At 45.2% G+C, this 19,932-nt stretch carries 18 protein-coding genes; 7 read left to right on the top strand and 11 right to left on the bottom strand.

Annotated elements, in window-relative coordinates:
• Positions 1-13: 13 nt before the first annotated feature.
• Positions 14-1,444 (bottom strand): sodium:proton antiporter NhaD, encoded by a 1,431-nt coding sequence (nhaD, locus tag R7P67_RS00340; protein ID WP_017633821.1) that lies wholly within the window; start codon positions 1,442-1,444, stop codon positions 14-16.
• Positions 1,445-1,864: 420 nt separating this feature from the next.
• Positions 1,865-2,890: an acyltransferase gene (locus R7P67_RS00335; RefSeq protein ID WP_154204113.1), complete on the bottom strand. Its 1,026-nt coding sequence runs from the start codon at positions 2,888-2,890 to the stop codon at positions 1,865-1,867.
• Positions 2,891-3,140: 250 nt separating this feature from the next.
• Between R7P67_RS00335 and R7P67_RS00330 the strand changes: the two genes are divergently transcribed.
• On the top strand, positions 3,141-3,731 hold the full coding sequence (locus tag R7P67_RS00330; RefSeq protein ID WP_262653105.1) for a TetR/AcrR family transcriptional regulator: 591 nt from the start codon (positions 3,141-3,143) through the stop codon (positions 3,729-3,731).
• Positions 3,732-3,858: 127 nt separating this feature from the next.
• The gene (locus R7P67_RS00325; protein ID WP_017633823.1) at positions 3,859-4,716 is read left to right on the top strand and encodes an alpha/beta hydrolase; all 858 of its coding nucleotides are present in this window, start codon (positions 3,859-3,861) and stop codon (positions 4,714-4,716) included.
• A gap of 168 nt (positions 4,717-4,884) precedes the next feature.
• Here R7P67_RS00325 and R7P67_RS00320 read toward each other — a convergent pair whose 3' ends face one another.
• Positions 4,885-7,431: a glycosyl hydrolase family 18 protein gene (locus R7P67_RS00320; protein WP_262653102.1), complete on the bottom strand. Its 2,547-nt coding sequence runs from the start codon at positions 7,429-7,431 to the stop codon at positions 4,885-4,887.
• Between the two features lie 369 nt (positions 7,432-7,800).
• Positions 7,801-8,304, bottom strand: a complete 504-nt coding sequence (locus R7P67_RS00315) for a DUF2850 domain-containing protein (RefSeq protein ID WP_318085845.1) — start codon at positions 8,302-8,304, stop codon at positions 7,801-7,803.
• A gap of 328 nt (positions 8,305-8,632) precedes the next feature.
• Between R7P67_RS00315 and R7P67_RS00310 the strand changes: the two genes are divergently transcribed.
• Both R7P67_RS00310 and R7P67_RS00305 read left to right on the top strand, forming a co-directional pair.
• Positions 8,633-8,917, top strand: coding sequence for a pyrimidine/purine nucleoside phosphorylase (locus R7P67_RS00310; protein ID WP_005383244.1), 285 nt, complete (start codon positions 8,633-8,635; stop codon positions 8,915-8,917).
• 132 nt (positions 8,918-9,049) lie between these two features.
• Entirely contained in the window at positions 9,050-9,331 is a 282-nt protein-coding gene (locus tag R7P67_RS00305; RefSeq protein WP_213873643.1) for a hypothetical protein, read from the top strand.
• Positions 9,332-9,334: 3 nt separating this feature from the next.
• On the opposite strand, the gene R7P67_RS00300 is transcribed toward R7P67_RS00305, so the two are convergent.
• Positions 9,335-10,483, bottom strand: coding sequence for a GGDEF domain-containing protein (locus R7P67_RS00300; RefSeq protein ID WP_053308037.1), 1,149 nt, complete (start codon positions 10,481-10,483; stop codon positions 9,335-9,337).
• A 507-nt stretch (positions 10,484-10,990) separates the two neighbouring features.
• Between R7P67_RS00300 and R7P67_RS00295 the strand changes: the two genes are divergently transcribed.
• The gene (locus tag R7P67_RS00295) at positions 10,991-12,331 is read left to right on the top strand and encodes an MATE family efflux transporter (protein WP_017633826.1); all 1,341 of its coding nucleotides are present in this window, start codon (positions 10,991-10,993) and stop codon (positions 12,329-12,331) included.
• Positions 12,332-12,428: 97 nt separating this feature from the next.
• Here the strand turns inward: R7P67_RS00295 and R7P67_RS00290 are convergent, their stop codons facing one another.
• The 3 genes from R7P67_RS00290 to R7P67_RS00280 form a co-directional block, all read right to left on the bottom strand.
• Entirely contained in the window at positions 12,429-14,108 is a 1,680-nt protein-coding gene (locus R7P67_RS00290; RefSeq protein WP_262653095.1) for an RluA family pseudouridine synthase, read from the bottom strand.
• Positions 14,109-14,225: 117 nt separating this feature from the next.
• Positions 14,226-14,846, bottom strand: coding sequence for a DsbA family protein (locus R7P67_RS00285; protein ID WP_318085844.1), 621 nt, complete (start codon positions 14,844-14,846; stop codon positions 14,226-14,228).
• Positions 14,840-15,706 (bottom strand): MBL fold metallo-hydrolase, encoded by an 867-nt coding sequence (locus R7P67_RS00280; RefSeq protein ID WP_318085843.1) that lies wholly within the window; start codon positions 15,704-15,706, stop codon positions 14,840-14,842. The genes R7P67_RS00285 and R7P67_RS00280 overlap by 7 nt, the downstream gene beginning before the upstream one ends.
• 126 nt (positions 15,707-15,832) lie before the next feature.
• Between R7P67_RS00280 and R7P67_RS00275 the strand changes: the two genes are divergently transcribed.
• Entirely contained in the window at positions 15,833-16,720 is an 888-nt protein-coding gene (locus R7P67_RS00275) for a LysR family transcriptional regulator (RefSeq protein ID WP_154204122.1), read from the top strand.
• 94 nt (positions 16,721-16,814) lie between these two features.
• Positions 16,815-17,618, top strand: coding sequence for a Cof-type HAD-IIB family hydrolase (locus R7P67_RS00270; protein ID WP_017633831.1), 804 nt, complete (start codon positions 16,815-16,817; stop codon positions 17,616-17,618).
• A gap of 93 nt (positions 17,619-17,711) precedes the next feature.
• Here R7P67_RS00270 and R7P67_RS00265 read toward each other — a convergent pair whose 3' ends face one another.
• The 3 genes from R7P67_RS00265 to R7P67_RS00255 are packed head-to-tail and all read right to left on the bottom strand — an operon-like array spanning position 17,712 to position 19,684.
• A complete protein-coding gene (locus tag R7P67_RS00265; RefSeq protein ID WP_017633832.1) occupies positions 17,712-18,101 on the bottom strand; it encodes a hypothetical protein in 390 nt (129 codons plus the stop codon).
• Positions 18,102-18,125: 24 nt separating this feature from the next.
• Positions 18,126-19,223 carry a GGDEF domain-containing protein gene (locus tag R7P67_RS00260; RefSeq protein ID WP_053303994.1) on the bottom strand — a complete coding sequence of 366 codons (1,098 nt, stop codon included), beginning with the start codon at positions 19,221-19,223 and terminating at the stop codon, positions 18,126-18,128.
• A 5-nt stretch (positions 19,224-19,228) separates the two neighbouring features.
• Entirely contained in the window at positions 19,229-19,684 is a 456-nt protein-coding gene (locus R7P67_RS00255) for a hypothetical protein (RefSeq protein ID WP_005374384.1), read from the bottom strand.
• Between the last annotated feature and the right edge of the window lie 248 nt (positions 19,685-19,932).

Below are 19,932 nucleotides of genomic sequence, written 5' to 3'. Positions count from 1 at the left end.
ATTGTCGGTGCTTTTAAGTAAATAAACCGCTATTCATCCACAAGTGTACCGCAATACTGGCGGCATAACCCAAGGCGATGACGGGAGCCCACTTTAGGTGGCCAAAGAAGGTGTATTGTCCACGCGCGGCTCCCATTAAAGCGACGCCTGCCGCGGAGCCAATGGAAAGCAAACTGCCACCGACACCTGCGGTTAATGTGACCAGTAGCCAGTTGCCCATCGACATGCTTGGTTCCATGGTCAGTACAGCAAACATAACCGGAATGTTATCGACGATTGCAGATAGGACACCAACCATTACGTTTGCCCAGACTGGGTTCCATTGCGTGTACATGACGTTTGAAACCAGTTCGAGGTAGCCAAGTAAACTTAAACCGCCAACACACATTACAACACCGTAGAAGAACAACAAGGTGTCCCATTCGGCTCGAGACACACGATGAAACACATCAAACGGAACCACTGAGCCTAAGCGCTTCAATGCCTGATCATCGCCATTGGCAATTGCCATAGCTGCTTTTTTTGCGAGTGAGTGTTTAAGAGTTTGACGCAAAAAATATCCGAAAAACTGTAAGTACGCCAAGCCCATCATCATGCCCATAACGGGTGGGAAGTGCAGCAAGGCGTGGAAAGAGACCGCAGTGGCAATAGTCAGAATGAATAATGCGACAATACGCCTTGCCCCGCGTTTTAGCTCAACGTGTTGGTGAATCGTATTCGGTTTTGTGTTTGGAACAAACAGTGACATCAAAAACGCGGGAACCAAGTAGTTCACCAATGACGGTACAAACAACGGAATGAACTCAGCAAAGCTGACATGACCAGCTTGCCACACCATCAGGGTTGTAATATCCCCAAATGGGCTGAATGCACCGCCAGCGTTGGCTGCGATAACAATGTTGATACAAGCAAGATTGACGAACTTAGGATTATCACCAGAGACTTTCATCACTACAGCGCACATCAAAAGGGCCGTAGTTAAGTTATCGGCAATCGGTGAAATGACAAAAGCGAGAAACCCCGTCAGCCAGAACAACTTTTTGAATCCAAAACCTTTACCAACCATCCACGCCTGTAAGGCATCGAAGAGTTTGCGTTCTTCCATTGCGTTGATGTAAGTCATCGCCACGAGCAAAAACAGCAGCAACTCGGCGTATTCCAACAAGTTGTGTTCTAGTGCGGATTTGGCGATTTCAGGCTGGTTGTGCTGAGCAAAGGTGTAGCCAATCAGAATCCAAATTAACCCTGCAGCGAGCAGCACTGGCTTGGATTTTCTCATTTTCAGATACTCTTCCAACATAACCAGTATGTAAGCGATCGAAAAGATAATCAGAGCCGCGTAACCGACACCAGAATTAACAAGATTCAGTTCATTGGTTGATGCAGCAAAGGTGGCGCTAGAGAACAACAAACAGCAGAAAGCCACAATTGGATAGATTGGCATAGACATTTCTCCTTTGTCTGGTTGGAGAAATATTAGCCACAAATGAATGAGTTAGTTGTGAGAGAGCTCGAATTAACAGTAGGAGTTAGGAAATGATAGTGTGCGCCACTATTTTCTGAGTGACGCAATGCTTGCTGCGCCGAATAAAACCGCAGCGGCATATAAACCGTAAGTTAACCAGTGACTAATCTCTAAAAAAGGAACGAGTCCTTGACCTGCCCACATACAGCCTCCGTTTAATGAGCAATGTTGTAATAGTCGAGCCAATTTAAAGGAAATGAACAATGTTTTTTGTGAGTGAAAGCAAATTCTGAAGGATTAGAAAGTCAAAAATTGGTCAGTGAGAGAGAAATCTCATTTTTAACTGGCTAGCTCTAACCCTTTTGAGTTAAAGCTAGCTATATCTAGAGCTGAATGCATTTAGCGTAGGAGCCATTTTTTCAACGGTGAAGCGTCGATTGCTTTCACAAGCAGTATGGTTGCAACAATCGTTGCAGGATAAATAAACACATCTTTCGCGAGGTGTTGCAGCCCGATAAATCCAGCGACATTCATCATGACAATTATGATAAGCAGATGGCTAACATATATCCCTAACACGCTAGGAGATAGTTTGAAGACCCAAGGCATGTCGCCAAAATGAGGGTGAGCCAAAAGCCACATAAAGACACCTACAGCCCAGATAACGGTACCGAATAGGAAGTCGTGCGAGTTGAAAGCGATGTCATGTTGCATCAGCCAGTAAGCTTCACCAAAATGCAGTGCCATGCCAAGAATAATGCATCGAACCGTATTGTTTCTCGACCACCGCCACTGCGCTTCTCGTGCGAAATAACCTAGAGCAACTAGCAACGTGCTGAAAAAAGGCCCGTTACGAGTAAAGAAAGGCGCTGGCAGGTCGGTAATGGTCGCGTAACTGCCAGCAAAGACCCCGTATATGTATAGCAATACTGCGGTTGGCAGTATCAGTTGCGCCATATTGATATGCACGAGAAAGGCAATTAACGCTACGGCAATGACCAGAGCCGGAATAAACCACAGATGAACGAGTCCGCCTTCGATGAGTGAATTGATCGGGGTTGACATTAAGTACCCCCAATAACCTTGCCTTTCGGCGAGATATCCTGCCTCAGCGACCGTCTGCCATTGGAATGGCATCAGTAAACAGATCATGCTCCAAATGAGCCAAACCTTCATTAACGGTTTGGCGTAGTTCTTAAGAGTATCGATAGGTGAGTGACTCAACTTCGGCTGGATTAGATAACCCGAGATGAGAAAGAACAGCGGAACAGCAAAACGAGCCAGTTGGTTGAGCATATAGCCAACCCATGGTATCCCATTCCACTGCCAGTACGTCAGTGCCATCTGGCAATGCAAACCCACAATCGCAAGCATCGCAATGATACGTGCAAACTCTAAGCTGGCTATTTTTTGTTTCTTTGCCATTACATTGTTTACCTAAATAAAAAACTTAGGTGAAAATAGCAGGTTGTTACTGAAGTAATACGTGAAAAAGTCGACAGACTTGCGCTTACATTGAAGCTGTTTTGAAAATTAAGACTTACTTCAAACTTCTTAATTATTAACCTATTAACGCAATCAATACCTGATTCGTGAGTCGAAAATAGCACTGAATAATGGTTAGACCAGTTAACTCGAGATTGCAAAAAAGAACGATCGTGCTAAAAATAAGATTATGCAAAAAGGAAAAGTGACAAAAGAGTTTATTCTGCAGCGGGCTTTCGAGATCGCCAGCGAAGACGGATTAGAAAGTCTTACGATTGGAGAGTTAGCCAAGCAATGCGGTATGTCGAAAAGTGGTCTGTTTGCCCACTTTAATTCGAAGTTGAATTTACAGCTATCGGTGCTTGATCACGCCAATAAAGTGTTCGCTGATCGGGTTATTGAGCCTGCTCGAGAACTCGGGGATGGCAATATCGAGCGTAAAATTCGAGGGTTGCTCGACTCTTGGATGACTTGGAATCACGCATTCCAAGGAAGTTGTATGTTTCTTGACGCTTGGAATGATACGACAGATAAAGATTGCCCGCTTCAGGCCGGACTGCGTAAATCCATAGACACTTGGCTGAGTTATTTGGAGATCCAAATAGCGAAAGGCAAAGAGAAGCAAGAATTTGCAGCAGACTTAGATACACGCCAAGCAACGTTTGATTTGTACGGTCTCTATTTGAGTGCGCATGTTTTTTACTCAATTAAAGGTGAGCAAGAAAGCTTGCGTCTGTTTTGGCAAGGGATCGACAACTTATTTTCTCGCTGGAAAGACTAATATCGGTTAATCGCTTCCCAGATTCGTAGACATAAAATCACAAGAGCGGCTGAGTTCGCTCTTTCTTATCAGCATAAAAAGCACGACCGTTCTATTTTGTGCAAAGCTGATAGTTAAGGACATGATTATGAGTGAAAAAATTTACTTTAATACATCGCAACGTTTCAGTATTAAGCGCAGTTTGGTGAACATTAGTACTCGGTTACACCATACACTGGCCCCGTCACATGCAAAGAAGACCGCACGTAAACTTCTTCTGACACCTGCTCGTACGCAACCTAAAAATATTGAACCTCAAGGGCTTATCAAAGGTGAAATTAAAGGGCATGCAGGCATCATCAAAACCTATACTTTGGGCTCTGGACCTATTTGGGTGCTAACTCATGGTTGGTCTGGAACGGCAAGTCAGTTTTATCCACTGATGGAACATATTGCGTCGAAAGGGTTTACTGCTTTGGCGTACGATCATCCGGCACATGGTGAGAGTGAGGGGCAGTATGGGCACATTCCGGGGTTTGTCAGAGGATTAGAAGATGTGTTGGATACGGTCGAGGATATTGTTGGTCTAGTTGGGCACAGCATGGGCACCGCTTCTGCTCTTGAGTGTAGGCACAGTAAATTAGAAAACAAGCCTTTGCTGCTTATTGCTCCGGTATTAAATTACGTAGAGAACTTATTCGGTAGCATTGCACGTTCCGGTTACTCGATGAAGCTTTTTAATGCTGTGGTTTCAGAAGTTGAAGACCAATTTGGTTATCCGTTACAGTCCATTGATCCGATGAAGCGTTTGTCTGAGCGTCCGTCTCACACCATTATTATTCATGATGAGCAAGACAAGTTCACCAAATACAGTGTCTCGGCAAAAGCGGCTGAAGAGATTAAAAACGTTGAGTTAGTGACAACACAAGGTCAGGGGCATGGTCGAGTGATGAAGTGTGAGCAAGTCTTCAGTAGTTTTGACCGTTTGCTCGATAGTGCTTGGTAACCCTTACTTTTACTGATTGACTCGCTCCGTTTTGCGCTAATTCGATTTGAAAGTAACACCTCAGATTTTTTCGTCTCTGGTGTTGCTCTTCTCGTTAAGAGGTTAAATCCAAAAAGGACAGCCGAAGCTGTCCTTTGTTTATTTAGCAGAAAGTCTGCAAGGCTGAAATTAGTTACAGTTAGCTACGCCAACTTCTTTCCAAACGCCCCATTCGCCAGATTGGCTAGGATCGTCACCCTGAGTCCACCATTTCGCTTCCCACGTTTTACCTGCGTGAGTCACTTGGTTACCACCTGTGTACACTGCGCTCGCATCCCATGCGTTGTCACAAGTACCAGGGTTCGGATCGGTTGTGTGCTGTGCAACAACCACTGTCGCGTTTGCCGATGAAGACGCTTTACCGTCGCTCACACTTACAGTGAAGCTTAAGCTTGTGTCTTGCGGGTATTCCTCAGCAGTGAACGTGACTTTAGAGCCTTCAACCGTTGCATTCAGACCTTGAGGTAGAGTCCAGTTGAATGTCAGGGTATCGTTGTCTGCATCGCTAGACGCAGATGCATCTACAACCACAACGTCACCAGCGTTTGCTGTTGCTGGAGCAACAACTTGTGCTACTGGTGCGCTGTTCACTGGGTCAACAACACCTGCTGGTTTCACTGTTACTACAACGAGGTCAGATGCCGTTGCACCTTCGTTATCAGACACCGTCAGCTTGAAAGTTAATTGCTCTTCAACAGTAACTTCTGCTGCATCAAAGCTTGCTTTCGCTGAGTTTGCACCTGTTAGTACCACTGCTGTGCCAGATACTTGTTCCCAAGCGTAGCTTGCGATGGTGCCGTCAGAGTCTTTTGACAGGCTGCCATCTAGAACCACATTTGCAGGACCTGTTATTGATTGATCTGCGCCAGCTGCGGCTGTTGGTTTACGGTTTGGTTGAGGAACCACACCGCCAGCCATACCTTCGTGCATTGCGTTGAGAATGTCGCCGTTATCCGCGTCGATTTCCCAAGAGAATAGACCCGCAAGACCCAGAGATTTCGCGTAGCTACCTTTTGCTAGCACTGAGCGATGGTCATCAAATGTGATCAACTCACCCGTTGTACGGTTCCATACCCATGGTGCTTCAGCTTGTGCATCGTAGCCGTACTCGAAGCCGTTAATGCCAGTGTTGTTTGCACCTAGCATGAATGACTTAATGCCTTTGTAGTCAATTACGCCATCTTCCCAAACACCTTGCGCTGTGCTGCCCTTCAGTTTACCTGTAGCAGTACCTGTCATTGGGTCGTTTGGATCGGTTAGCGTATCTGGAGTTACGCCTTCCCAGCCACGACCGTACATTGCTGTACCAAGTACTAGCTTGTTTGCAGGAACGCCTTGAGCAAGAAGAAGTTGAATGCCGTTATCTGCTGTGTAAGCAGGACCTTTGTACGGTTCGCCGTTCTCATCAACGCCACTACCGTCACACTGACCAGGACGCATGAATGAACCACAGTAAAGCGCAGTTTGGTGACCAGGAACGTTATTCCAACCACCGTAGAAGTCGTAAGTCATTGCGAAGATGTAATCCATGTACTGAACTGCATCTGCGTAGTCTACGTCTTCAATCTTGTCGTAACCGACACCGATAGCGGACGTTAGCTCGTAAGTACGGCCTGTCTCAGCTTCTAATTCATCAAGCATTACGCGCAGTTCACGCATCAGTGCGATGTATGCTGGGCCATCGTTTACAGGGTCGCCCTTATCGGCTGCTGCACCGCCGCCGCCAGGGAATTCCCAGTCGATATCAACACCGTCGTAGAATTTCCAAGTTTTCAGGAACTTCTTAACTGATGCGACGAATGTGTCACGGTTTTTCTTGTCCACGAAATCGAAGAATGGGTCAGACAGTGTCCAACCACCGATCGATGGGATGATTTTTAGATCAGGGTTACGTTGTTTCAATGCCATTAGCATTGCGTAGTTACCCTTGATAGGCGTGCTGTATTCATGACCAGCTTGTGGGAAGCTCTTCTGATAAGCAGCCCAAGGGTCATGGATAACGACTTCATAATCAGGCACACCTGTACAAGCAGTTTGTAGCGCGTTGAAACTGTTGCCGCCAACAGACTTCACAGACTCATTTGGGCCACAAATTGGGATAAAACCGTAAAGGATGTGAGTCAAGTTGTCGACCGGCATATTATCGACTGTGTAGTCACGGCCATAGATGCCCCATTCAACAAAATACGTACCCATCACGACGCTTGGATCGGTATTGTAGGTTTTGTTGTTTGGATCAACATTCATCGTTAGTGGCTTCAGGTGAGAACCATCGGTATCTGCAATTGTGATTTCAGCTGGTGCGCTTTTCGCACAACCTGTCGCATCACATGCTTCGATTTCCATTTGGTATAAGCCACCTTGGCCGTATTCAAACGAAGCTGTCGTTTGGCTACCAGTGATAGGGCCGCTTGCTACTTTTACACCATCAAAATAGACGTTGTAAGTGTCACCAGGTGTGCCACTCCACTGGTTAAATTTAACAGTAATCTTCGCTTGCTCATGGTATTTCACCATGTCGTAGTAGCCTGACGTGGTTTCCATCGCGAGTTCAATTTTAGAAAACTGAAGGTTGTTGGAACCGTACATATCGATACTTGGTGCGGTTGGAGCCGCAACTGCAGCACCTGATAGCGCTAAAGCAACTCCAGCTGCACATAGGTTAAATCGAATCATAACTTCTCTCTCAATCCTTGGATTCATGTTCTACCTAGAACATAGGCTGCTCTTGCACCAGATAAGATGATTGGATTTACTCCACGTGCAAAAGCATCACACTCAGCATTTCAGAGAGTTTTTTTTCGTCAAAAAAAATTAAGACGGTTTTCGAGGCACTTGAGAGAACTTAACTAAAACTCGCACTCTGTTACACAGAAAGTGTCAGACTGAGTCAATAATTTATAAAATCTCAGCAGAAACTAAAATTATTGTTTACTCAGTAACGAGTTAGTTAAATGCGATGAAGGCCTTATTTTGTTGTTTATTAAGGTTTTGTTTCATTGATATAGAAAGAGAATTGAAAGGAAAAATAGCCGTGAAGACATATTAGTCACGGCTGAAGTGTTCACTCAACGCCGCGCGACGTTTAGAGGCTGCGCCGATTTCTGAGCCCTGAACGGTATGCTCAAATCCTTTACGAATGAATCGCTGATCTGGAATAAGAGGCTCAATACGGCGTATTTGAGGTGAAAGATGAGAGCCCGAGATCTGATACGCGGTCTTTCCTAATCCGGTATTCAACGTGATGACCTTGCCATCGAATTCAAATTCCGTAGTAATAAGTCGATGGTTTCGGTATACCCCATCTTCAGTGAAAACGAGACGTTCTGTTTGGTAGGGTGGCGCGCCAATCTCAATCCATTCGCCGTACACCTTTTCCGGATCAATGTGGTCTTGATAGGAGAGGTGGATTTGATAGCCAAAAAGCGTCAACAGACCCATCCCGAAGCAGACAAATGTACTCTTGAGGATTTTGGATTGGTGGCGAGCCAAAAATGAAAGTTTTGGTTCTTGTCGTGCTTTTCGCCTTCGGCGGGTTGAGTACGTCATAGATCTAATTTTCTCCACTTTTTTAACATGGTGGAAACCTTCCTTTTTAAAAACAAACAATCCCGCCATTGAGACGACGAAACTATGATCTAATGTCCACTTTTACATTCAGATACACATCTTATTGATGGTTTTGTTGTTTGCTCACATTCATTACTTCGCAGTTTTTCTTGCTCGGTTTAGGTCGCCTGATTAATCCTCGTGAAAAGAGGTTCTCGCTCAGTAGCAAAGGATGTGCGTTATTACGTTGAGTTTAATGGCTTTCAAAGCTTGAGTAACGGAAAGAAACAAGGTAAAAAAGAGCGGACTTTTGATAAGGAAACCAATAATGAATATTAAGGAAAATAGCTATTTTGCTGGTAGTGTAAAATCACTAGGCTTTAACCAGAAAGATCAGGATGTTAGCGTTGGTGTGATGCTTCCTGGTGAGTACACGTTTGGTACTCAAGCACCAGAGCGTATGACGGTTGTAAAAGGTGCGCTTGTGGTCAAGCGTGTTGGCGAGAGCGATTGGACGACTTATCAAAGTGGTGAGTTTTTTGAAGTGGAAGGTAATTCTTCATTTGAGCTTCAAGTGAAAGAAGCGACTGCGTATTTATGTGAGTACTTCTAGCGTTCATTTGTTGCTCGTCATAAAACCACCTTCGGGTGGTTTTTTCGTCTATGTGCTTCACTTATAACGCATCTTTTTGGTTATTTGGGTATATACTTAATAAAAATGTACCCATCGACCAGGGAGGAAGTGATGGCAGTACAACGCAAGCATTCTGATCTCCCTCCTCGTTACGAGGATAAAGATCTCACCAATGAGCAAAGACAGCGCTTTACCGAAGTTGCCAATGCCGCTCATAAGAGACGTGAATTTTATCGACGTGCTCTAGGAAAGAGCTTAATGGGCAAAATGAAGGGCCGTGCGTTTAAAGATCACCCCACTCGTCAGCAAGACAAGCCGAACAGAACGTTGCAAGTAGTGTGGTTAATCGTATTCCTCGTTATGGGGCTTTGGGTGATGCATGTGTTCGCTTAGTCATTAGCAAGCTTCTGGTACCGCTGGTGCATCAGATGTTGACTGTTCTTCAGTATTGCAGTGCTCATAAAAGGCGTACTGGTTTTTACCAGTATGTTTAGCTGCGTACATTGCTTTATCTGCACATCGAGTCAATTCAGACAAATCCTTTGCATCTTGCTTATAGATAGCAGCACCTACACTCATCGTTAACTCGTTAATCATATCGTAGCTTCGGTAACCTGTCGGAAACAGATTCACGATCCGTTTTAGGATGCTGTCGAGGTCATCTTTACTTTTTACATCGTAAAGCATGATTACAAACTCATCGCCAGCAAATCGAGCGATGGAGTAGTCGTGTTTATCGGTTTTTCTGTCTTTGTTGCGAATGTTATTTTTTAATCGAGTTGCAAAGGCTTGAAGTACTTGGTCACCAATATCGTGCCCGTAGGTGTCGTTGATGTGCTTGAAGTTATCGATATCGAGAAAGACCAATGCGGTGATGCTGTCATCAGATGAGTGCTTGATTTCATCGAGCTTTGCGCGCGCCCAAGTCTCAAAGCTCCAGCGATTGGCAAGCCCAGTGAGCTGGTCAAAATATGCTAACTCCTCAATCCCCTCACGATACAGTGTTTGAATGTAATTGAGGACTTTCGTGTAGTAATACGAGAACGTGTGACACACAAACGCGGTCGCTATCAGGGTCAGCATCAATCTCCGCTCTATGATTTCTGTGGCTGCTGGCAGTCGATCTAAAAAAGCGACCCCAAAAAAGATCAGTAAAATGTAGGTGCCACTGAACAACAGACCGACCTTAAACTCATTAATTAATACCAGAGTGGCGACAATAGGATATAGCCATAACATTTTGCCTGACGGAGCGTCGTTATACAGAAGTAACAATAACCCTTCGAACATTAAGACAGCACTTAGCCATAAGTCGGCGTATTGATGGTGCCGCTGGACTTTTATTACATAACTGATTGCTAAGCATGCCAAGGCACACAAAGCATGGAAAAAGCTTAAACCCCAGTTATTCTCAAGTGATTGAGCAATGGAACCATAAGTTAAACAGGCAGCGGCGATACTGGAGCATAAAAAGACAATTTTCTTTTTTCTTGTTGAGCGGATGTCCGCCATTTCTTCTAAGCGCGCCCCAGCCAATGTCGACATTACGTATCCTTGCTTAATTAACGTGTACGCTTATTCTAGGCGGTATTTTCGCGATAAATAGAACAACAAAGTTTCCAAATGTGATATCAGTCATTTTTAGTGCAAAGCCATCAGTGTGATTTGGTGCGAGTGTTCAAAGAGGAATGGTGGCGCATGCAGGTTTTCATGACGGTTCTTCATGGCTCTATATGGTTGGACTGATAACTCAAAGTAATGTATCTAGTTGGAGATATTTCTATTGATTATCCTGATTCTGTTCGGTGCTCTTTGATTGAGAGTATTGTTCACCAATCTCTGCTCTACGTATCGTCAAGGCATATGTCGTTTCGAAAATGCATTAGAAATATTTTTCCGAAACAGGGCGAAATATTGTTGTCGTTATGACCAATATGCGACTAGAATCCGCGCTAAATCACAACCTCATATCGAGCTTCGTTCGAGTCACTATTTTTAAACTGCTTCACAAATATTGTGAGGCAGTTTTTAGTTGTAGGAAAGGTTACAAGCATGCCTAAAAGCCAAAACATCAACCAACGAATGTCCATCGTGGCATTAGCTTGGCCAATTCTTGTCGAAATTTTGCTACGGACGGCTTTAGGAACCAGTGACGTGTTCATGCTGAGTGGCTACTCAGACAAAGCCGTATCCGCTGTTGGTGTGATCACGCAGATTACCTTCTTTTTAATCATCGTTTCGACCTTTGTCAGTAGCGGTACGGGGATTTTGATTGCCCAATACAATGGCGCTGGACGCGAGCAAGAGTCAGTGAGCGTTGGTGTTGCGAGTATTGCGTTGTCTGTGCTCGTCGGTGTGCTATTGAGTGTGATTGCCGTGCTTGGTGCGATATATCTACTCCCGTATTACGGCTTGGAAGCGCAAGTCGAGCAGTACGCTCATGAATATCTGCTGATAAGCGGTGCGATGACGTTTAACGTTACGATTGGCGTTGTTTTTACAACTATTCTGCGTAGTCATGGTTATTCACGTTCCCCAATGGTGGTGAATTTGATCTCGGGTGTGTTCAACATCATTGGTAACTATATTGCGCTTTACCAGCCATTCGGTTTACCTGTGTATGGTGTGCAAGGTGTAGCAATAGCAACCGTCGTCAGCCAAGTCATCGGTACGTTAATGTTATGGTTTATTCTCGCTCGCAGTAGCATTGAACTACCGATGTCGACCATGAAACAAGTGCCCGCAGAGATTTACAAAAAGATCTTAAAAATCGGCGGCATGAACGCGGGTGAAGTGCTGTCTTACAACGTGGCGCAAATCTGCATTGTGTATTTTGTGGTGCAAATGGGGACGGCATCGTTAGCGGCTTTCACTTATGCGCAAAACATTGCCCGTTTCTCGTTTGCTTTCGCGCTGGCAATTGGTCAGGCAGCGCAAATTCAGACCGGTTACTACATCGGTAAAGGTTGGGTGAGTAGCATTTTAAAACGCGTACAAATCTACTTCTTAGTGGGGTTTGTGGCATCAACGGCGGCAACCACACTGATTTACCTGTTTAGAGAAGAGATTCTACGCGTGTTTACCGATCAACCGGAAATACTCGCATTGGCAAGCTCGTTAGTCATGGGCTCAATTTTGCTCGAAGCCGGACGTGTGTTTAACCTGATTTTTATCGCGGGGCTCAAAGGCGCGGGTGACATCAAGTTCCCAGTGCAAATGGGGATTTTGAGTATGTGGGGATTAGGCGTGCTTTTCTCTTACATCTTTGGCATCCACTTGGGTTATGGCGTTTTAGGGGCTTGGATGGCAATCGCACTCGATGAATGGGTACGTGGTATCATCATGGCAAGACGTTGGCGCTCTCAGGTGTGGACCAAGTTTAAGGTGAGCTAACGGTTTTCGGTATTGCGCATCACGCTTATTCTGTTGTTAGAAAACAAAAAAGGCACTGTTAGTCAGTGCCTTTTTGTTATTTAAAATCGGGAAGACGTTAGAATTCGCACTCAGCTTTGAACACCATGCGCTCTTTGCTGTATGGATGATCCAGCTCTAGCATCTCAGCATGCAGGTGCAAGCGATTCGCTTTTTCGCCGTATAAACCATCACCAACCATCGGCATGTTTAACCCCATGTGATGAGCACTGTGTACACGTAGTTGGTGAGTTCTCCCTGTTTTCGGATACATGTATACCTTGCTGCGTCCATCTTTGACTTCAATCAGTTGCCAGTAGGTTTCTGCATGTTTCCCGTGTTCAAAACACACCAGTTGACGTGGGCGGTCGTCGGGGTCACCACGCATTGGCAGTGAAATTTCCCCTTCAGGCTCGTTTAATACGCCTTCGAGCAGTGCCATATAACGTTTTTTTACGCCGCGAGCCATAAACTGTTTTTGCAGACTTTTGTTCGCGCGCTTGGTTAAGGCAAACACCAAAATGCCAGAGGTCGCCATGTCGAGGCGATGAATCACAAACGGCCCTTCCACATCAGGGTACATCGCTTGTAGGCGCGTATAAGCAGAGTCCTTGATAGTTTTACCAGGCACTGAAAGTAAGCCCGAGGGCTTGTTGACGACGACCATAGCGTCGTCTTGGTAGATTATCTCTAGTTCTTTGTCTTCTGCCCAATTCTCCGCCAATGGATTAGGTTCGACATCCAGCCCTTGCATCATATGGCCCAAAATCGGCTGACATTTGCTGTTGCACGATGGGTAGAATTTTTTGTGTTGGCGAACTTCAGACTTTGGCGACACACCCCACCAAAATTCTGCCAGCGCCAGCGGTTTGAATCCGTGTTTAAACGCGTATTGAAGCAGTTTTGGCGCAGCACATTCCCCCGCACCTGCCGGTGGGATTGGGTTTGTGGTGTCTGCAAAAATGTCCACCAAGTCGCGTGCTTCGCCATGGTTGTTTAGGAAGCGGTATTGTTTATGCAGTTTGTGCTGTAAAGCGTTGGAGAGCGTCTTGCGCTGCTCTTTCAGGTGAGCAAGTTGCTGCTCTAACTCGGCCAATCGTGCTTCTTTGGTTGCAAGCTTTTCATCCCACGCTTGCTTTAAGTATTTGAGAACATTTTTCTCGGCGACACTTTGCTTACCCAACTCATCCAACAAGATTTTGAGATCATCGGCATTGAGCGTTTGCTCGCCCTGTTGGCGCTGTCGTTTGCGTGCGGCGCGGCCATCAATCATCACTTGGCGCTGTGTTTGCTCCTCTTGCTGATAAGCGGCTCGGTCGGCTTGGATTTGCGCTTTAAGATCTGCCAATTCCGGATTCGCAGCACAGGTTTTGTACTCCGCATTGGCGGCGTTGATGGCATCCGTTTCTGCGCGGAAGAAGCCTTCATCGGTCAGCATGTCGTACACAGGAGGGACAAATCTTGGAATCAAGTTTTGGTCGGCAATTTTGCCAGAAAACGCACTTAAAAAGCCGAGCTCGCCTTGAGGGCTTTTTACCAGCAATACGCCAAACATTTTGCCTCGCCCCGTTTCTTCATTAACCAAACCAAAATCGTGTTCGAAGTCGGTTTGCGCTAATAAATGCTGTTCCAATTGCTTTGCGGCTATAACGCAAAGAGGATGCGGCGTGTAGTAGAACGGAAACGTAAACTGCGTTGGTAATTCATAATCAGAAGTATCAGCAGTAAAACGAGTAAAACAATGTTCAGGCGAGTGCATGGTGGGTATCCGCGCGAGTAAAAATTCGAGCGAGGATTGTACCTGTTTGAGTCAGGATTGCCATGTCAGTGTTGGCAATCGCTCTTGGATTAAGAACAAGAGCGAGTGGGGAAGAGCTTATTGCAGTTTTTGTAATGCAAGCTTCCACTGTGCCGGTTTGTCGTAGTAGGTCGAGTGCGGCAAGGTCAAGTACTCGCCATTTACTTCTGCAATCAGGGTTGGATAACCACCAACGTGTAACTGTCGCATCAACTGTCGGCTGGAGTGAATTCTCTCATCTAGTTCGGCTTCGCTTAACGTCATGTTTTGCTCCCACGCATCACTTGTTAAACCTAGCGATTCTGCAATGGCTTTGAGCGTCGATGCTTCATTCACTTTTAACCCGATCTGATAATGCGCAGATTGGATGGCCTTTAGCATGTGCCATGGATTCAGCCCCATTTTCTCCGCACTCAAGATCGCTTGTGTGGGTAGATAAGAATCAAGAACAAACGTATCTTCGCTTTTCACGCGTTGCAGATATGCTTCACCAAACGTTGCTCCGGTTTCGGTTGCGATACGAGCGTCACTGTTGATGATGTGCTGACGAAATTCAGATTCAATCGCGCGTTTCTCAATCATACCGCCGGGATGAAGCTCCACCTTAAATTGAGAGGTGTCCACCAAGGCTTCGATGAGTGGGGATGCACCGTAGCACCAACCACACATGGGATCGAAGAAGTAATGCACGGTTACCATGACATTTCACCAGTATGCACTTTCGCACCGATTTCTAGCGCGATTGGCAATTGAGCTTCTGGGTATTTCGCAGACATGGTGTCAATGAGTTGAACGCTGTTATTGCTGTGTTTTTTCGCTTGCTGAAAATCCTGCAAGTATTGTTGCGAGTAGCGAATGGTGTCTGCGTTCAGCTTTGTGCCTGCTTTCATGTGACCAGGAATGACCACTTGAGGTTTAAGCGCAAGCATCTCGCTAAGTTGCTGCTCCCAAGCATTGATGGTGGTTTGGTCAGCGGCATCTGCCATCCACAAATGTACGTTTGAGTACACGGCTACGTTACCTAGAATCGCTTTGTTATCTGGAATCCATAGGTAAGGGCGGTGTGCTGATGTGCCATGGTTACCACGAATTTCAATCTTATGACCTTCTAGCTCTAATGATGCTTTATCGTACGCGACAGGGATCACTGGTTTTACTGGTGCGTTTGCGCCAAGCTTTGGTCCCCAGTACGCCAGCTTTCCAGCCAATTTCTCTTTAATAATTTTTTGAACCGCAGGCGTTGTGATGATCTGCGCATCAGGGAACTGTTGGTGTAAGGCCTCTGCGCCAAAGTAGTAATCTGGGTCCGCTTGGCTGATAAAAATGGTTTTAAGTGTTTTGCCTGAGTCCAACACTTTAGCGGCAATGCGCATCGCGTCAGCTTTGGTGAATCCAGTGTCGATAACCATGGCGTCAGTCTCACCGTATACCAAAGTTGAGTTTACGTGGAAGCTGTTACCGTCGGCGTTGTAAACCTCAAGAGTAAGGGGAGAGTGGTTTGCCGCTAGAACAGGGCTTGCCATTAAAATGGATGCAGTAATCAAAGTGAATTTTTTCATAATAAGCTCCTAAAGAATTTGGGGCCAAGCGACGATGGCTTGGGAACGGGAGCTATATTAGGAAATTGATACGCTCGGAAAAATACACAATAATGTGCATCACTATTTCTTATTTCGAGTAAATGTATGGATAGAGTAACGGCAGCAAAAGTGTTTGTGGATGTGGTGTATTCTGGCAGTTTTACCGCGACCGCAGAGCGGTTAGACATGTCTCGGCCAATGGTGACTCGTTATGTAGAGGCTATGGAGAACTGGCTGCAAACTCGTTTGTTACACCGCACCACGCGCAAGGTGTCCCTCACCACCGCAGGGGAGCGCAGCTTGCCTCAGATTGAGCGCTGGTTAAAACAGGCCGATACATTAACGTCGAACATTGCCGCTGATGGTGAGCTGTCCGGAAAAATCCGTCTTGCGTCTAGTACTTCATTTGGATTCTCACAGTTGATCCCCGTAGTAAACAGTTTTATGCAAAAGCACCCCAAAGTGTATATCGACATAGATCTGCAAGATTCAGTGAGTGATCTAACCGAACAACGCATCGATCTGGCGATCCGAATTGCGTCAGATCCCGATCCTTCTTTGATTGGTAAGCCGATTGCGGTGTGCGAATCGGTGTTGGTAGCATCACCGCAATATTTACAAACTCACCACGCGATCGCGCATCCGCGAGATTTATCTTCACACGACTGTTTGGGATACAAAAACTTTGAGCGTCACGTGTGGCATTTGTCTCAGGGCGACCAGTTCGAATCGGTGGGAATTGAGTGTCGCCTAACCAGCAATGAGGCCACGGCGTTATTGCATGGCGCTTTACAAGGCATGGGTATTTCGATGTTGCCAACTTACTTGAGCAATATCTATCTCAAATCGGGTCAGCTTGAGTCGGTGTTGCCGGATTGGAAGCCAAATGATCTCAACATTTACGCGCTGTATTCATCACGTAAACACTTGTCTCCTGCGGTGAGAGCTTTCATCGATCACAGTGAAGATTACTTTAAACAGCACCCTTGGTGAATGCGAAAAGCGTCGTCATCCCGACTTGAGATTCATACAAGATCCTGTACCTTACATGGATATATTTTCGCAGCGTCATTTAGAGTTTTAGTTAATGTCACAAGTTCGCATCAAATTTATTGCTTCCGATATGGATGGCACATTGCTTGACCAATACGGTCGTTTGGATCCGGAGTTTTTCGATCTGTTTTTGCAACTGGAAGAGCAAGGTATTTTGTTCTCCGCTGCGTCTGGTCGTCAGTATTACAGTCTGCGAGACACGTTCGCGCCAATCAAAGACAGACTGTTGTATGTGGCTGAAAACGGCACCTTAGTGATGTACCAAGACAATGAGCTCTACAGTTGTACCATTCCTAAAGCGGAAGTGTTGGAGATTGTGAAAGCGGCTCGTGAGATTGACGGGGCGAACATCGTATTGTGTGGCAAGCGCTCGGCGTACATCGAAACGCATGATCAGCAATCGCTGGAAGAATTTCAAAAGTACTACCACCGCTGTGAATATGTGCCAGATTTGCTTGAGGTCGAAGACGAGTTTATTAAGGTAGCAATTTGTCACTTTGACGGTTCGGAAGAGCTCCTGTTCCCGACCATGAACGCAAAGTTTGGCGCAACGCATAAAGTCGTGGTGAGTGCAAAAATCTGGCTGGATGTGATGAATGCCGAGGCCTCTAAAGGTGCGGCCATTCAGCACCTTCAAGAGACGATGAATTTTACTCCGGCAGAAACAATGACGTTTGGTGATTACCTCAATGACCTCGAAATGCTGCAAGTCAGTGAGCATTCGTACGCGGTTGCCAACGCGCACGAAGAGATTAAGAAAATTGCTCGTTATTCTGCGCCAAGCAACCAAGAGGCTGGGGTACTCAAAGTGATTAAAGAGAAAGTGTTAGCGAAGTAACGCTCATTTTTTCGATGTTATTTTCTTCTTCACGTAAAAAGCCCCGCATACACTGCGGGGCTTTGTTTTTTTGGGGGGAGTAAGGTTCCCGTTTTAGCGTACGTACTTGGCGGTTGCGCTGACTAAAAAGTGTTGCAATTTCCCGTCTGATTTTGGCACCCACAAGTCGTTATGATAATGGTAAATACGGCCATTGATGGTCACAGACAAGGTATTATCACCCGTTTGCTCCATGCGAATAAACTGATCCGAAGTGACCAAAAACGGCTCTTGCTCTTCAATGCTCTGGCCCGTTGCCAATACGAAGTAGCCGAATCGGTTGCCAGCATCCGGATCGGTTGAGTAGATTCGATGCCCAACTAGGCTGTAGTCGTCGTTGAGTGCCTGCTCAAGCGTTTTTTGCCCGATGGTTTCGTGCGATGGAATAAATACCCAAGCCAACACACCTGCCGCAATGACTGCCAGTAGAAGCAGTACTTGCATGAACTTTCTCATCATATATACCGTTTAACGTTGAAATTTCATTTTGTACATGCGCTTATCCGCTATGCTGATAAGAAAGTCAACATTGTCACTGTCTTTAGGGTATTGCGCTAAGCCCATGCTCGTTGAAAGTGTTGAGACTTTATCGGAGTTTAATATTTGTGCATCAAAGACGGTATTTATCTGCTCACGTACGTTCTCTTCATTGAGATGTTCACCTTCAAGTATAACCGCGAACTCATCTCCTCCCATGCGATAAACAGTAAAATCATTGAGTGTCATAGAATTAAGCCGCCTAGCGATTTCCCGCAGTACAGTGTCGCCAACTTGGTGTCCGTGTGTGTCGTTGACTTCTTTAAAACCATTTAAATCTAGAATCCAGAGAGAAAAGGGCCTTTTTTCTTGAGTAAATTTGTTTAGGGTAATGAATAGTGCATTGCGGTTCCCTAGGTTCGTCAAAGGGTCGCTTAGCGCCAATTTTCTATGAAAATGGGATTCACGATAAAAGAAATAAGTTAGAGAGATAATCGACAAAACGAACGTCGCAAACAACATATATTGTGCTTGCATTAAGCGCTGGGTTTGACCTTTTTGTGCTTCATAAGCTTTACTACTTAGACGGAAGTTTTGATTAACGAAGTCTATTAAGCCTAAATATAGTGTTTGAGTTGAACGATAAAATGCAGCAGCTGCTTGGCTATCACCTGTTCTAGCTTCTACTAGTTGTTTTTCTAGCTCTTTGAACTCTTCAAAAAGGTTAATGAAGTAAAGGTGCATGTTGTTCCGAGAAAAGAACTTATTGGCTTTCGTGCTACTGGTCAATAAGTCAAAGCGACTCCACGCTAACTCGTATTGAAGCTCTGCACCGTCAATATTCAATACGTTTTCATCTAACCGTCTGGCCTCGCCGACAAGTTCTGATAGTTCTTTGGAGAGTTGGAATAAAAACCAAGTCGCTTGTTTTTGTTCGTTATTAAAATTTTGTGAGAGTGAACGTGTTTGCTGTAAAAGTACGACATTCGCGAGAAGCAAAGAAACGGCAAACACCACCAGCAGCATTTTGCTGGTGGTAGAATATTGCAATATTCTTTGTTTCTTAGAATAGGGTTCTGATAACTTCATTCTTATTATTTTTCTTTTATTTCATTTACTTGCCATACCATTTGCGCATGATATTTATTGTAGTTTAGCTCTGGATAGAGATTGAGTGGATATATCACCCAGAAAGGGCCTTTATTTCTGACTTTTATGTAATTCTGATCTTGTTGATAAGCCAGTATTGGTTGATATCGAAGAATATCTTGTCGGGACAATGTCGAGTGATAGTCGTTTAAGCTGCTGATATCAACCTGCTCTGGTACCTTTCCATAGACGTGTGTAAGAAGCGTGCTGAGTTTAACGCCTAAAAACTCTGACGAGGCAGGAAGCCAAGGCAATGTCATCGTGTAGCTAGTGGTAGGTAAAGCTTGGATCTCTTCCAGTTCCAGTATGACACTAGGCTGCTGGCTACTACTAAATACGATCGTATTTGCAGACAAGAATGGCGCAACAAAAAACAGACCTAGCGCGACTATCTTTTTCATCATATGCCCTTTTGAGTTTTATTCTTTTTTCTTAGCTAGGACAAAGGTGCTAGCGGTAATTTATTTATAATTATAGAGCCAACCGGATGAGATTTTATAATACGTTATGTTTCAAAAATAACTGTCGGTTTACGTCACGTCAAGGTTATTAAGTTGCTTCTTAATTAAAAGCTCAGAGTCTTGGGATGATGGTAGAGTTTCGTAATGATTTCGCGGTATTTAATTGGTTTTTAGTGCAACTTTGTTTC

It is taken from the genome of Vibrio sp. Vb0937, assembly GCF_033338855.1.
This window is presented reverse-complemented; position numbering and strand designations above follow the sequence as displayed.

Bases quoted from the DNA above. Each gene is read 5' to 3' on its own strand.
- nhaD (WP_017633821.1), bottom strand. From the start codon at position 1,444: ATGCCAATCTATCCAATTGTGGCTTTCTGCTGTTTGTTGTTCTCTAGC.
- R7P67_RS00335 (WP_154204113.1), bottom strand. From the start codon at position 2,890: ATGGCAAAGAAACAAAAAATAGCCAGCTTAGAGTTTGCACGTATCATT.
- R7P67_RS00330 (WP_262653105.1), top strand. From the start codon at position 3,141: ATGCAAAAAGGAAAAGTGACAAAAGAGTTTATTCTGCAGCGGGCTTTC.
- R7P67_RS00325 (WP_017633823.1), top strand. From the start codon at position 3,859: ATGAGTGAAAAAATTTACTTTAATACATCGCAACGTTTCAGTATTAAG.
- R7P67_RS00320 (WP_262653102.1), bottom strand. From the start codon at position 7,431: ATGATTCGATTTAACCTATGTGCAGCTGGAGTTGCTTTAGCGCTATCA.
- R7P67_RS00315 (WP_318085845.1), bottom strand. From the start codon at position 8,304: ATGACGTACTCAACCCGCCGAAGGCGAAAAGCACGACAAGAACCAAAA.
- R7P67_RS00310 (WP_005383244.1), top strand. From the start codon at position 8,633: ATGAATATTAAGGAAAATAGCTATTTTGCTGGTAGTGTAAAATCACTA.
- R7P67_RS00305 (WP_213873643.1), top strand. From the start codon at position 9,050: ATGGCAGTACAACGCAAGCATTCTGATCTCCCTCCTCGTTACGAGGAT.
- R7P67_RS00300 (WP_053308037.1), bottom strand. From the start codon at position 10,483: ATGTCGACATTGGCTGGGGCGCGCTTAGAAGAAATGGCGGACATCCGC.
- R7P67_RS00295 (WP_017633826.1), top strand. From the start codon at position 10,991: ATGCCTAAAAGCCAAAACATCAACCAACGAATGTCCATCGTGGCATTA.
- R7P67_RS00290 (WP_262653095.1), bottom strand. From the start codon at position 14,108: ATGCACTCGCCTGAACATTGTTTTACTCGTTTTACTGCTGATACTTCT.
- R7P67_RS00285 (WP_318085844.1), bottom strand. From the start codon at position 14,846: ATGGTAACCGTGCATTACTTCTTCGATCCCATGTGTGGTTGGTGCTAC.
- R7P67_RS00280 (WP_318085843.1), bottom strand. From the start codon at position 15,706: ATGAAAAAATTCACTTTGATTACTGCATCCATTTTAATGGCAAGCCCT.
- R7P67_RS00275 (WP_154204122.1), top strand. From the start codon at position 15,833: ATGGATAGAGTAACGGCAGCAAAAGTGTTTGTGGATGTGGTGTATTCT.
- R7P67_RS00270 (WP_017633831.1), top strand. From the start codon at position 16,815: ATGTCACAAGTTCGCATCAAATTTATTGCTTCCGATATGGATGGCACA.
- R7P67_RS00265 (WP_017633832.1), bottom strand. From the start codon at position 18,101: ATGCAAGTACTGCTTCTACTGGCAGTCATTGCGGCAGGTGTGTTGGCT.
- R7P67_RS00260 (WP_053303994.1), bottom strand. From the start codon at position 19,223: ATGAAGTTATCAGAACCCTATTCTAAGAAACAAAGAATATTGCAATAT.
- R7P67_RS00255 (WP_005374384.1), bottom strand. From the start codon at position 19,684: ATGAAAAAGATAGTCGCGCTAGGTCTGTTTTTTGTTGCGCCATTCTTG.